The sequence below is a fragment of the Rhodovulum sp. P5 genome (assembly GCF_002079305.1).
Classification (GTDB): Bacteria; Pseudomonadota; Alphaproteobacteria; order Rhodobacterales; family Rhodobacteraceae; genus Rhodovulum.
The window spans coordinates 1,159,159-1,173,215 of sequence record NZ_CP015039.1; the positions used below are offsets into that span (position 1 = coordinate 1,159,159).

Annotated in this window: 10 protein-coding genes; all 10 read right to left on the bottom strand. The window is 66.7% G+C overall.

Annotation, left to right across the window (positions count from 1 at the left end; translation table 11 throughout):
• Entirely contained in the window at nt 1-6,948 is a 6,948-nt protein-coding gene (locus RGUI_RS05695) for a type I polyketide synthase (RefSeq protein ID WP_172841088.1), read from the bottom strand.
• Nucleotides 6,949-7,359: 411 nt separating this feature from the next.
• Nucleotides 7,360-7,587 carry a sulfurtransferase TusA family protein gene (locus RGUI_RS05700; RefSeq protein ID WP_081532164.1) on the bottom strand — a complete coding sequence of 76 codons (228 nt, stop codon included), beginning with the start codon at nt 7,585-7,587 and terminating at the stop codon, nt 7,360-7,362.
• Between the two features lie 14 nt (nt 7,588-7,601).
• Nucleotides 7,602-8,096, bottom strand: coding sequence for a DsrE/DsrF/DrsH-like family protein (locus tag RGUI_RS05705; protein ID WP_081532165.1), 495 nt, complete (start codon nt 8,094-8,096; stop codon nt 7,602-7,604).
• Nucleotides 8,097-8,167: 71 nt separating this feature from the next.
• Nucleotides 8,168-8,608, bottom strand: coding sequence for a glycine cleavage system protein H (locus RGUI_RS05710; protein ID WP_216640104.1), 441 nt, complete (start codon nt 8,606-8,608; stop codon nt 8,168-8,170).
• 1 nt (nt 8,609) lies between these two features.
• Entirely contained in the window at nt 8,610-9,080 is a 471-nt protein-coding gene (locus RGUI_RS05715) for a hypothetical protein (protein ID WP_081532166.1), read from the bottom strand.
• Nucleotides 9,077-10,012, bottom strand: a complete 936-nt coding sequence (locus tag RGUI_RS05720) for a CoB--CoM heterodisulfide reductase iron-sulfur subunit B family protein (protein ID WP_216640105.1) — start codon at nt 10,010-10,012, stop codon at nt 9,077-9,079. Before RGUI_RS05720 ends, RGUI_RS05715 begins: the two co-directional genes overlap by 4 nt.
• Before the next feature lies 1 nt (nt 10,013).
• Nucleotides 10,014-10,769, bottom strand: coding sequence for a 4Fe-4S dicluster domain-containing protein (locus tag RGUI_RS05725; RefSeq protein WP_081532167.1), 756 nt, complete (start codon nt 10,767-10,769; stop codon nt 10,014-10,016).
• On the bottom strand, nt 10,770-11,636 hold the full coding sequence (locus RGUI_RS05730; protein ID WP_081532168.1) for a hypothetical protein: 867 nt from the start codon (nt 11,634-11,636) through the stop codon (nt 10,770-10,772).
• A complete protein-coding gene (locus RGUI_RS05735) occupies nt 11,636-12,688 on the bottom strand; it encodes a CoB--CoM heterodisulfide reductase iron-sulfur subunit A family protein (RefSeq protein ID WP_081532169.1) in 1,053 nt (350 codons plus the stop codon). Before RGUI_RS05735 ends, RGUI_RS05730 begins: the two co-directional genes overlap by 1 nt.
• Nucleotides 12,685-14,055: a heterodisulfide reductase-related iron-sulfur binding cluster gene (locus RGUI_RS05740; RefSeq protein WP_081532170.1), complete on the bottom strand. Its 1,371-nt coding sequence runs from the start codon at nt 14,053-14,055 to the stop codon at nt 12,685-12,687. Before RGUI_RS05740 ends, RGUI_RS05735 begins: the two co-directional genes overlap by 4 nt.
• Nucleotides 14,056-14,057 lie beyond the last annotated feature (2 nt).

The following is a 14,057-nucleotide window of genomic DNA, read 5'->3' on the forward strand; positions in this document are numbered from 1 at the left end:
TCAGCCGTCCTCCACCGTGGCGCCGGCCATCTCCTTGAGGGACGCCGCCCGTTCCGCGCTGACCTCGCTGCCGGCAAGGTGACGCTCGGCCATTTCCGCCACGACACCGCCCTCTGGCGCTGTACCCGGTTCAGCCGAGGCACCGTCGACAATCCGGTTGACCAGCACGGCCAGTGTCAGGCTGTCGTCGATGGACATGACCGGTACTGTGATATCCAGCCGTTCCTCGACCGCCAGTCGCAGGTTCATCGCCATCAGGCTGTCGAAACCCATCATCTGCAACGGCTGGCGCGGGTCGATATCGCCGGGCGCGGCGCGCATCAGCTGCGCCGCTTCCTCCACCAGCATCTTGGTCAGGATCTTGCGCGCCTCTTTCGGCCCCTTGTCCCGCAAGAGCGCCGCAAGGTCAAACCCGCCTGCATCCGTCCGCTCCGGATCGATCTGCAGCAGATCGAAAAGCGGCCCTGCCATCACCGGCAGCGCCCCGGCCAGACGGCCCCAGTTGACGGGCGCGATTGTCACCGTGGGGGCAGCATAGCCCGCCTGCAAGACGTAACCCAGATACGCCAATGCGGCGTGGGCGGTCATCGGTGTCATCCGTTTGGCCAGCGCCTCGCGCAGCGCCTCGGACCGGGAAAGATAGCCGGCATCGCCCACCGGCCCCCAGGCGACGGCCAGCGCCGGAAGCCCACGCGCCGCGCGATCTTTCGCAATCCCCTCCAGCCCGCGGTTGGCGGCCACATAGGGCGCCTGCGCGGGGTTGCCGAAGCGCGCCGCAACAGAGCTGAACATCCAGAAATGATCGAGCGGTATCTCCCGCGTCAGCCGGTCAAGAACCTGCGCCCCGCCCAGTTTCGGGGCCAGCACGGCGGCCATGCGGTCGCGGTCAAGATCGGCGAACATCGCGTCGTCGAATACGGCCGCGCCATGCACGACCCCGCGCAGGGGCACATCGCCCGCCTGCACCTGCGCCAGCACATCGGCCATCGCCGCGGCATCGGTCACATCGGCGGCCAGCGGCGTCACCGGCACGCCGATACCGTCAAGCGCCCCGTCCTCGACCCGGCCGCTGCGGCTGGTGAGCCACAGATGCTCCGCCCCCTGGTCGGCCAGCCAGCGCGCGGTTTCCAGCCCGAAGCCGGAGGTCCCCCCGGTGATCAGCCACGCCCCGCGGATCGGCGGCACGGGCGCCACCGGCGCGGGGGCCGCGTGATCGGGCGCCCGCAGGACGATCTTGCCGATATGGGCGGCACGCTGCATGGCCCGCATCGCCTCTGCCGCGTCCTGCGGGGCGAAGACCTCGGTCGGCAGGGGCACGTAGTCGCCGCTTTCCAAGGCTTCCGCCAAACGCGCCAGGCAGCGCGCGGCGGCCTCGGGCCGGTGGGTCATCAACTGGTCGACATCGACCACATGCAGGCTGATATTGCGGCGCATGGCGCGCAGGGCGACGGCGCTGTTCTCGTAAAGATCGCGCTTGCCCAGTTCCACGAACCGCCCGAAGGGTGCCAGACAGGCCAGGCTGCGCTCCAGCGCCTCGCCCGCCAGCGCGTTCAGCACCGCGTCAACACCCCGGCCATCGGTCGCAGCACGCACATCGTCATCGAAAGACAGCGACCTGCTGTCGAACACCGCCTCGGCCCCCAATGCACGGACGAAGAGCCGCTTGGCGGGATTGCCCGCCGTCGCGATCACCCGGGCGCCCGCGCGCCGCGCCACCTGCAACGCGGCCTGCCCCACGCCGCCCGCGGCCCCGTGGATCAGGACGGTTTCACCCGGGGCGATCCGCGCGACCTCATTCAGCGCATAATCGGCGGTCAGGAACACCACCGGCACACCGGCGGCCGTCACAGGATCGATCCCGTCGGGCAGCCGCAGCACTGCATCCGCGGGGGTCACCACGCGGTTCGACATCGCGTGCGAGGCCATCGCCAGAACGGCATCGCCCGGGGCAAAGCCCGCCTTAGGCCCCGCCCGGCGTACGGTTCCGGCGCATTCCATGCCAAGGCACGCACCGGCAAAGCCCTCTTCCAATGCCTCGGGCGGCAGCAAGCCCTGCGCCCACATCACGTCGCGGAAGTTCAGGCCCGCGGCCGCCACGTCGATTTCCACGGCATCCTCGGAGAGGTCGACATCCGGCACCGGCGTCCACCGCAACCCGGCCTGGGCGGCCCCACGCCGCGCCACGGTCAGCCGCCGCGCACCATCCGCCACCGCTGTCGGATCGACAGGGATCAGGCGCGGACAGTGCGCACCCTCCGCCGTCAGCAGGATTTCCTGTTCTTCCGACGCCAGCAGGGGCGCGATCCGCTCCGCAGGGATATCCGCGTCATGGCACAGCAACCGGAGGTCCCGACCGGTTTCGTTCGCAAGCGTTCGCCGCCAGCCTGTCAGCGCCGCCCAGTGCTCTGCCCCTTCGACCAGCAGCCAGACCGGCCCGGCGCCGTCCGGCAGCGCGGCGATCAGGTCTGCCGGGGCCACAAGGTCATCGCCCAGCCGGCCGCAGACAACCACAACCGCCGCAGCGTCACCCTGACCGGACGCCGCCCGCAACCCATCGGCGATCGCGCCATCGCCCGTCACTTGAAGAACCGGAGTCGCCACCACGCCGGGCGCGCGACGGGCGGAAATCACCCGCAGGCTTTCCGATGCCACGGCCGTTCCGGCCTCGGCCGTCAGCCCTGCGCGGTCAAGCGCCGCCATCAGACGATCCACGGCACCGGGCCGCGTATGGCGGCCCGTCATCAGGGCGAAGATGTCGGGGGCCTCTTCCACGGCCAAGACACCCCCACCCGGCGCGATGCAGGCGCAAAGCCGGTCCAGCGTCTCTTCGGCGGCGGGATCCTGCATCACCCCGGACAGCACCAGCAGATCGGCATCGCCTTGCGCCGCAGCGGCATCGACCGTGGCAAAGCGCAGGGCATCATGCCCCCCCAAGCGCGCACGCTGACGGGCCAGTGCATCGCCGTCCCCGGCCAGCACCGTGACATGGTCGGCGCGCCGAAGCGCGGCATCGACCAGTTCGCGGTCCACCGCACCGCAAAGGGCGATACGCCCGACCCGCCCGGCGGCGGGCCCGTTCAGAAGCGCGACCGGCAAGCCGGACAGGTCTGCCAAGGGCTGCGGCTGCGCCGCCGCCCGGCCCGCCGCGGCCTCCAGCACCGATTTCAGGACCGCCGACGCCTGCGGCGCCACCTGCGGCAGGAGCGAAACAAGCGTGTCGATTTCGGGCCACGGGCAATCGCCCGAAGGGGTTACATTGCCGTCGGCATCCTCGGACGCATGCCCGGCCTCGACCAGCCAGCGCGCCGCGATTGCGTCACGCGGATCGTCGCCGCCACCCGCGGCCAGCCGATCCCAGGCCAGCCGTCCACCCAGCGCCGCGCGCAGCACATCGGCATCGTTCGCCGCGTCACCGTCTGCCCGCAAGAGCGGCTGAACAGCCGCCGGCAGCCACGCCGCACCGCCGCCCGGCAGGGGCACAAGGCGTTCGTCCCAGAAGGGATGGGCCGGTTCCTGCCCCGCCGGGAAGGGACGCAAGCGCAAGCCCTCCAACACCAGAACCGGCGCACCGTCGGCATCACACAGCAGACCATCCAGCGCGACGCTTTCCGCCCCACCACCCGCGCGCGTCAGCCGGGCCGCCACGATCTCTCCGCCATCGAACAGGCACACCCGATCGATCCGGGCTGGCACCCGCAGGCCGGTATCGTCCCCATCCAGCAACAGCGCCGCCCCGTGCAGCGCGGCATCGGCCGCGCGCGGGTCGAATACGAACCGCGGTTCCGGCAGCGCCGGGGCGATCCGGGCCAGAACGCTGGTGTCCTCGCGGGTCAGACCCGCCACGCGAGCGAATTCGGGACCATAGTCCAACCCGCTCTCCGCCAGTCGCGAATATAGCGCCGCCGGGTCGCCGCCCGCATCGGGCACCGCAATCGGGCCGGGGGCCTCTGCCGAAGCGGTAAACAGGCGCGCAACCGCCGCCAGTTGCCAGCGCCCTGCCCCGCCCGTTTCCAGCCGCAGCCGCCGCGCCGCGCCTTCATGCACCACGCGGACCGACAGGGGCTCCGTCTCCGACAGTTCAATGGGGGCCAGGAACTCGACATCGCGCAACTCCACCGACCGTGCCCCGGCAAGGTCGGCCCCGGCCGCCGCAAAGAGTTCGAGGATCCCCATCGCCGGCAACAGGATCCGCCCGGCGACCTTGTGATCGGCCAGCCAAGGCGCGCGCGACAGCAGGATCTCGCCCTGCCAGATCTCGGCATCCGGCTGTATCCGCCCCCCAAGCAGCGGATGCTGCGGACGCCGCGCAAAGATGTCTAGCGCCGTGGCGCTTTCCAGACGATACGGGCTGCGGTCGAAGGGATAGTCGGGCAGTCCGTCGGTCACCGGTCGCGCGGGGCCCAGCACCGCCGTCCGGTCCACCGCGCCGCCCGCGGCCAACGCCGCCCGGGCGATCGTGGCGGCCGTGCGCCGTTCGGGCCGCGTGGAATCGAGGCTTTCCAGAACGCCGGTCTGTTGCGGGAAATCGGCCAGCGTATCGCGCAGATAGCTGCGCAGGACGGTGCGGGGCGAGATCTCGACAAACACGCGCAGGCCGTCCTCTGCCATCGCGGTGACGGCATTGCGAAACGAAACGGCAGAGCGGGCATTCTCCCACCAATAGGCGGCATCGAGCGGGCCGGAGAAGGCCGCGCCCTGACAACCCGAGTAAAACGCCAGCGTCCCCTTGCGCGGTGCCAGATCGGCAAGGCCCGCGATCAGTTCCTCCCGCAGCGGTTCAACCGCGGCGCTGTGATAGGGATACGCGATGGGCAAGGCCCGACCGGCGATCCGGGCCCGCCGCGCATGGCCAAGCAGGTCCTTGATCACCTCTTCGGGGCCGCTGACGGTGACGCTTTCGGGCGCGTTTTCGGCAGATACCTCCACCGGCAGGCCGGTTTCGGCGATCAGCGCCTCGACCCGCGTGCGCGCGGCGGCCAGGGCCGCCATCGCACCGGTGCCGCGAAGGGGGGCGAAGGCACGGCAGCGTTGGGCGACGATCTGCACCCCATCGGCCCGCGGAATCCGCCCGGCAATGACCGCCGCGGCCACCTCTCCCAGCGAATGGCCCAGAACCGCCTTGGGGCGCAGGCCGGCCTCGACCAGGCTGTCGGTCAGCGCGACCTGGACCGCGAAGGTCAAGGGCTGTGCGACCTCTGCGGCATCGGCCTTGTGGGCAAGCTCGGGGTCGTCGATCAGGTCGCGGATATCGGGCAAGCCACAGGCGGCGAACTCTTCGGCCAGGTCGACGAAGGCCCGGCGGAAGACCGGGTCTGTCTCGAACAGGTGCCGGCCGGCCCCGGTCCAGATCGCGCCGTTTCCGGAATAGACGAAGGCGACGGGGGCATCGCGCAGCGTGCTGTCTGCCGCCGCGCCAGGGGCCGCCCCGCCATCGCCCAGCCAACCGTCAAGCTCTGCCACCAGAGCTTCGGCACTGTCGGCCGCGACGCAAAGGCGGTGCCGGTGACAGGCCCGGCGCCAGTTCGCGGTGGCCACCCGGTCGGCCAGATCGTCCGGGGCCGCAGCGGCCATGTCACGCCATGACCGGGCAAGGGCCTGCAAGGCATCGCCGCTGGCCGCAGACAGCAACAGCGACGAGCGCGCGCCTTGCGGACGACGGCCTGCGCGCTGCACACCCACCGACGCAAGATCAGGCTGGCGCAGCACCACATGGGCATTCGCGCCCCCGAACCCGAAGGAATTGACCGCCGCGCACAGCGGGCCGCCGATATCGGGCAGATCGCGCCCTTCCGAGGCAAGGTCGAGATTAAGGGCCGCGAAGTCGATATCGGGGTTCGGCTCCTCGCAATGGAGCGTGGCCGGAAGATGCCCGTGTTCCAGTGCAAGCTGCGCCTTCAACAGGCCCACCAGCCCGGCGGCCGGTTCCAGGTGGCCGAAATTCGACTTCGACGACCCGACCGGCAGCGGGGACCGACGCCGCAGACCATAGCTTTGGCCGATGGCCTGTGCCTCTAGCGGGTCGCCAACGGCGGTGCCGGTTCCGTGCGCCTCGACAAAGGCCAGGCTGTCGGGGTCGATGCCGCCGGCCTCCATCGCGGTGACCATCAGGTCGGCCTGCCGCTCGGCCGAGGGCAGCGCGATGCCGGGGGTGCGCCCCGCGGTATTGACCGCGCTGGTCACGAGAACGGACCGCACCCGCCGCCCCGAGGGCAGCGCCGTGTCCAGCCGCTCCAGGATAAAGACGACGGCGCCTTCGCTGCGGACATAGCCGTCGGCCCCGGCCGCGAAGGCCCGGCAGCGGCCGGTGGGCGACAACATCCCCGCCTGCGAGAACCCGATGAAGGGCATCGGGGACAAAAGCAGGTTGACCCCGCCAACGACCGCCATGTCCACGACGCCCGCGGCAATCGCCCGGCGGGCCTGATCCAGCGCGACCAGTGCCGAGGAACAGGCCGTGTCGACGGTAAAGCTGGGCCCCCGGAAATCCCAGTGGTGGGACAGTCGGTTGGCAAAGATCGATACGGTGTTGCCCAGCATGTACTGGGCGCCCACAAGCTTGGGGTCCTGCAAGGCGGTGGTGGAATGGTCGGCCGTGGCCGCGCCGATAAAGACACCGACACGGTCAGGTTGCAGGCGGTCGGGATCGATCCCGGCATGGTCGAAAGCCCGGGCGGTCGTCTCCAGCAGCAGCCGCTGCTGGGGGTCCATCTGCTCCGCTTCGCGCGGCGTAATCCCGAAATAGCCCGCGTCGAAGCCGAAGGCTTCCTCCAGCACGCCGGCATGGCGGGTATAGCTGTGCCCTGCCAGCACCGCCTCGGGGGACAGAAAACGATGGCCGCTCCACCGGTCCTCTGGGATTTCCGAGATGACGCACCGGCCTTCGGTCAGGACCCGCCAGACCTCGTCTGCCCCGCGCGCCCCGGGCAGAAGCGCGGAATATCCGGTCACGCAAACATCGTTGGCCTTCGGCTCCTGCGGCCGTACGGTCGGGGCACCACTATTCATGTGTATTTTTTCGCAAGGATTGATTTTACCTTAATCACTTCAATCCTCGATAGCGGGATCAACGTGCCATATCAAGGCCAGCGCCGGTACGGGCAGCTTCCCGCCGGTGCACCTTTGTTCCCGGTTACCGTTCCGCCGGTATGAGGGCAAGAGGCCAGTCAACCGGACGATTTCGAGGCAAAAAGTGTGTCCTAACGCGCCCCTGTCGGACCGGACACGGACCGCAAGACCGGCGCGGATCGCGGGCACTGGTTCTTGCCGCGGTCGCCGTTCCGCACCCCGGACCGTCATATGCAGAACGCCCGCGCAAGGCACGCGGGCGTTCGTCCATCAGGTCTGCGTCGCGCCCGGCGATCAGCCGGTGTGACGGATCAGGAACTTGTAGACGTCGCCGTCCTGTTCGCTTGTCACCAGTTCATTGCCGGTGGAATTGCAGAACGCCTCAAAATCCTTCACCGAGCCCGGATCGGTGGCGATGATTTCCAGCGTACCGCCGGTCGGCACGTCCTTCAGTGCCTTTTTCGCCTTCAGAATGGGCATCGGGCAATTCATTCCCTTGGCGTCCAGAACCGCATCAGCCATGTTTTTCTCCCAGATCAGATGTAAAGGTTGATATCGCTCTTCGCGGCGACATCGACCCAGGACGCCGCGCCGCCCAGTTCGGGGCCGTCGATCATGTCTTCGCGCTTGTACTCGAACAGATCCATGGTCATCTGGCAGGCGATCATCTTGACATCCGCGTCGATGGCAAGCTCGCGCAGCTCCTCGATGGAGGCGACGCCCTTCTTCTTGAGCATGTTCTTCATCATGTTTGTGGTCAGCGCGGTCATGCCCGGCATCGCCGCCACGATGTTCGGCATCGCCATATGCATGCCGCCCATCGGCATTTCCATCGCCGAATTGCCCAACGGGTTGATCGTCGTCTTCAGGTCCTTCTTGAGCAGTTGCAGCCCGTAGAAGGTGAAGAACATCGTGGTCTCGATCCCCATCGCGGCGGCGGTGGTGGCAAGGATGAAGGGCGGATAGGCCCAGTCCAGCGTTCCCTTGGTGACGATGATGGTCATCGCCTTGGCATTGGTATCGTCGAGCATCTCTCCCTCCCTGGGCCAAAGCCCCAAAGTTGCCCGCGCGCGGCCGCACCGGCCCGCGCGGCGTCATCGCATCAGGCGCAGCCCGCGAACTCGTCGGCGGCCATCTTGGCCTCGTAGGGTTCGGCAACCGCGCTGCCGGGTGTCAGCATTCCCATGGCTGCACCGGCGTCGGAGGGCTTGACCTTGACCATCCAGCCCGCGCCGTACGGGTCGGAATTGGCAAGCTTGGGGTCGGCGGTCAGGCCGTCGTTCACCTCGACGATCTCGGCCTCGAAGCCCACCTTGGCCGGGCCGACCCATTTGCCGGATTCAACCGTGGCAATGGACTTGCCTTCCTTGATCGTCTTGCCGACCTTCTTGGCGGTAAAGGCGACAAGCTGGCCGGCCATGCCGGTGGCGATCATCGTCATCCCGCAGGTCAGGGTGCCGTCGCCATTGTCGCGATACCAGATATTGTTCGGGACATCGTACAAAAGGTCATCGGGAAGGGTACAACCGCGCACTTCAGGCATCTTAACTCTCCATCGGTTCTCGCGCCGCGGGGTCGCCCTGACGGAGCGGACGCGACGAGCAGCAGAAATCGCCCAAACCGTCCACGACCAGCTTGCCGCCAACGAAAAGGGCCAGGTGCCGGACGACCATCGTGCCCATCCGCAGCCACTGCACGGATTCGGGCGCCGCGGGATCGTCCACAACCAGATTGCGATGATAAACAAGCTCTCGGCAAGTTTCTCGGCACGCGTTGAAGCTGGGTGTGCCCCGCGCGCCCTGCTTGTGAAGGGCGAGAAGTCGGAATCCCTCGCTCTGCTCTGCGGTGGGCGTGCCGCCCTTTGCCGTCACCCATGCCGCGACCACGTCTTCGCCCAAGGCAAGCAACTCGTCTGCATGGCGCGCGGGGTCGGCGGCCAGAACGTCGTCGGGCAGCCCGTCGAAGGCGTCGCAGGCGGCCTCGACCTCGGCGATGGAAAGCGGCGTGCGGGTCATCCCAGTCCCTTTTCCTTCACGAAGCCGACGGAGTCCGAGAAGTTGTCGTTCACGCCCACCTTGCGCCAGGAAAGCCCCAACGCCAGCCCCAGAAGCTGGGTGAAGTGCATGATTTTAACGTTCGTTTTCCGCCCGTGGACCTTTTCGCCACGGATCTGGTGCATCTCCAGTCCGGTGTGGCAGGTGGGGCATTCCGTGGCGATCACGTCGGCGCCGGCGGCCTCTGCCGCGGTCAGGATATTCAGGCACAGCTTGGTCGAGGTGTCGCTGTCGGACAGGGTATGCGCCCCCCCGCAGCACGCTGTCTTGAGCGGGAATTCCACGTTTTCCGCACCGGCCGCGGCCAGCAGGTCATCCATGAAATGGGGCCGTGCGGTCGACTCCGTTCCCGGGCCCTTGTCCTTCTCGGGGAAGATGCGCCGCGGCCGGGTGTACATGCAGCCGTAGTAGTTGGCGATCTTGATCCCCTTCAGCGACTTCTTGACGCGTTCGCGGATCCCGTCTTCGCCGACGGTGCGCATCAGCCAGTCAAGCGCGTGCACGGTCTCGACATTGCCGGCCTCATAGGTCTTGTGGCCGGCCTTTTGCGACAGCCGGTCGTTCACCGCGACCGAATGCTCGTCGTGGGACAGGTCGTACTCGGCCTTCTTGAGGTTGTGATAGCACCCGTTGCAGGGCGCCATCACCGTGTCGAAGCCCATCTTCTCGGTCTGCGACAGGACGCGGGCCGACAGATAGGTCTCGATCTCGGGGTCGATGTTCTTGACCTCCATCGCGCCGCAGCAGTTCCAGTTTTCCACCTCGACCAGCTTCAGCCCCAGTTCCTTGGCCAGAACCTTGACCGACTTGTTATAGGCATAGCCGGTGCCCTCAAGCGCGCAGCCGGGGTAGTAGGCGACCTCTTTCAGGTCCTTGTCCTTGTCGTCTTTCATGTCAGTGCTTCCCCTCGGCCGGCAGCCCCAGCGCCTTGCGGTTGTTGGCCTCGACTTCCTCGATATATTCCATGATCCCGGCCTTCGCCGGACCCCAGCCCTTGGTCCTGGGGCGGAAGACGAGCAAGGTGAACATCTGCAAGAGGTACCCAAGCGGTGCGCGCTTGATGATGCCCTGGATCATGGCCACCAGGTAGGGTTCCTTGAACGGGGCCCAGCGGTTCTTCATCCGGGTGAAGAAGTCCCGCATGACTAGGCCGTCCTCGATCATGCCGGTGTCGATGACCTGCTGGCTGAAGCCCTCGTCGAAATGGGTCGACGGTTTCTTCTCGGTGTGGCCCTTGAGTTCCAGCCACTTCGCGGTGGCATGCATCACGGCCTCGGGCACCACGTCGCGCGGGCAGGCATCGGTGCACTTGTTGCAACTGACGCACTGCCAGATGATGTCCTTGTCGCGGAGCAGTTCCTCCTCCATCCCCAGCCGGATCAGGTAGATCCAGTAGCGCGGGTTGAAGTCGGGGTTCACCGCATTCACCGTGCAGGCATTGGTGCAGGAGCCGCATTGCCAGCAGCGATGGATGTTCTCGCCGCCCGGCAGGGCCGCGATTTCTTCCTGCATCTTCTCGTTGTAGTCGCTGACCGACCGCCCCTCGATGAACGTGGACCAGTGGCCGGAGACATCCATGCCGTCGATCACCAGCTCTTCATGCTCGCGCAGGTTCTCGGGCCGGATCAGGGATTTTTCGTGGATGGGCATTTAGTTAGCCTCCTGCGCGTCTGTGACGCCGAGCGCACCCAGCGTGTGGGCCGTTCCGTCGACGAGCTTGAGCCGCGTGCGGCCGGTTTCAGTGTCCACGGCATCGAGGCCGAGCAGCCGGCGCGTGTGCAGCATAGGGTCGGCCGCCGTGGCGAATTCCGCGCGCATGAACTCTCCGCCGCGGTCGTTGATATAGGCGGCATAGACATGCGCCAGCAGCAGGTCGGTGAAGAACGGCAGGTCGCGATAGACACCCTCGCCCCGCAGGAAGCCTTCCAGTTCTCCGGCCAGCGTCGCGAAGGTCAGGTATCCGCCGGGCACCTCGATCTGCGCCTCGGCCACATCATCGGCGAACCAGACTTCCCGAAGCGCGCCGGTGCCGACACGGCCGTCCCAGACCCAGCGGGTCATCAGCGGATAGCGGTCGGGCGCGATGAAGTGCAGCACCTCGGCCCCCAGATCGGGCAGCCAGCGATGCGCCTTGTCATGGGGAAACCCGTCGCTGAACGCGGCCAGCCGCCGGTCGGTCGTGCCAAGATCGCACCAACCATCCAGCAGGGATACCAGGCGGTTGCGCATGTCCTCGAAGCCGATTTCGCCCAGAAGCGCACCGACACGACGACGCGCGGGCGTGACGAAGGCGCAGAGATCGTAGAACTCCGTCTCCGTCAACTCGTGGACCTTGCCCTTGCCCAGCATCTCCTCGAACAGCGAGGCCTTCAGCCAGAGCGCGGTGATATACCGGTCCACGCCCCCCGTCGGCTCCGCGCTTTCGATCAGATGCTCGTAGGCACGGCGCAAACGCGGGCCTGACAGGTCGAGCACCGGCGCCTGCGCGACCTCGGTCTTTCGACTGAGGCCGAACATCACTCCGCCGCGTCCTTGACGCCGTTCATGGCAAAGCCCATCGCGGCCATCGCCGCGGCATGACCTTGCGCGATGGAGTCGTCGATGGTTTCCGGGCCCGATGCGGCGCCGGCCACGAACACGCCGGGGCGCGAGGTTTCGGCCAGCGTGGCATAGGCGTTCTGGCGACCCAGATAGCCCCAGCGGTTCAGATCCACGCCGAAGATGGCCGACAGCGTCATGTTGTCGACGTTGGGGTCCATGCCGATGGCGTGCACCACCATGTCGAACGGGATCGAGATCGGGCGCTTGACCAGCGTGTCCTCACCCTTCACCAGCAGGCGTTTGCCGTCCGACGTCACCTCGGCGATCCGCGCCTTGACGTACTTGACCTTGTATTCTTCCTGGCTGCCCCAGTAGAACTCGCCCTCGTAAAGGCCGAAGGTCCGGATATCCATGTAGTAGATATAGACGTTGGTGTCCGGCGACATCTCGCGGATTTCCATCGCCATGTTCGCCGACACGGTGCAGCAGATCTTGGAACACCACTCGCGCCCGATCTGCCGGTCACGGGAGCCGACGCACAGAAGGATCGCGACCCGGTCCGGCACGCGCCCGTCAGAGGGGCACTTGATCCCCTTCCCCGAGGAAATCATCTGCTCCACCTGGGTGGTTGTGACCACGTCCGGGTAGGTGCCGAAACCCCATTCGGGCTTGTTCACGCTGTCGAAATGGGTGAACCCGGTGGCAAGGATGGCCGAGCCGGCCTCGACCTTCGAGCCATCCGAAAGGGTCGCGACGAAGTTGCCGGGGCCGCCGTTGAATTCCTTCACCGTGGTGCCGGTGCGCACGTCGATATGGGGGTTTTCCTCGACACGGCTGACCATGCCACCGATGGCATCCTTGGCCCATTCATGGCTGGGCACCAGCTTGGCATAGCCGCACAGGATCGGCGCCCCGCCAAGGATGTCTTCCTTCTCGATCAGGATGCTTTTCTGGTTCACGGCGGCAAGCGCCTGGGCAGCGGACAGACCGGCGGGACCGCCGCCGACGATAAGAACGGGCTGGCTCACTTCTCAGCTCCTGCAAGTGCTTTGGGTTTCTCATAGCCGGGGCCCGACGTGATGGCCCGCTTCGGGTCGTAAAGGGTCTCGATCCGGCCCTGCTTGACCTCTTCAAGATAGGCTTCAAACTCGGCCTTCGCCTTTTCCCAGTCGATGCCCATCTTCTCCAGCAGCACCTCGAACGGCGAGGCATGCCAGTGAAGCTGCGCCAGCTTGTAGGGATGCGCACCCATGCTCAGCGCCGCGAACTGGCAGTCGGCCATCACCGGCAGGGCATAGACCTTGTCCACCGCCTTGCCGATCCACTGGTTCTTGTCCAGCGTGGTGATGCAGCCGGTGTCATGGCCGATCATCACGTCCGACTTGGCCTCTTCCACCGCGACCTTGATCTTGCGGTCGATCGCGAAGGAACGGGTGAATTCACGCTCGCCAATGATATGGCGGAAGCCGAAGCCGCAGCAGTCGTACCAGGTCGAATAGTCAATCACCTGCGTGCCCAGCGCCTGCATCAGGCCGGTGGTCACGGCCACCCGGTTCCCCTCCATGACGGTGTCGTCATAGATCACGTCCTCGGGCACCATCTTGTAGACATGGCAGGCCGGGTGGACGGTGGAGCGGATGTTGCTGACGTCGATCGTCTGACGTTCTGCGATCCGGTGGCGCATCACGTGCAGCCATTCGGAATAATGCACGACCTCTTCGGGGATCAGCAGCTTGCCATCGACAAGGCGCCCGAGCTTGCCGAGGATCTTCTTCACCTCGGCGCGCAACTCCGGCGACTCCATCAGGAAGATCCGCATCTCCTTGTAGTTGCCGAAGGAAGTGCCGCAATGGATCAACGGATAGAAATGACCCGGCGGCAGCCCCTGCGACTTGGCCGACATATAGGCCTGATGGAAGTTCCTCAGGAACACCGAGGCCAGCGAGACCACGTTACCGATGCCAGAGCCGTGATAGTTCCACGCCGTGCACGAGGTCTGGTCGGTCTCGTCGATATAGGTCTGGCCCATCTGGTTCATGATCCACAGAACCGAGGACGGATAGCCGGGGATGTTGCCGCACTGGCCGCAGGACTTGTGGTGCCACAGGTTGTTGGTCGGGATCTTCTTGTCCCAGCCATACAGCGTCTTGGCCATCACCGGTTCGTGCTGGTCGGAGATGCGGTGGACGACGATTTCGCCCTCGCGCTCCAGTTCCCACATGCGGTCGCGGATGTCTTCCTTCCGCTCCTTGCTGGTCAGCAGGGCGCGCTTGTCGATCTTCTGTTCGACCCAGTCGGTGGCGCGGCGGGCCTCGTCAGCCGTCAGGTTGCTCGGCTTCCAGTCGGCCCCGAAGCCGCTATAGGCTCCGCCCTGGGTGTCCTTGTCGTTGGTCATCG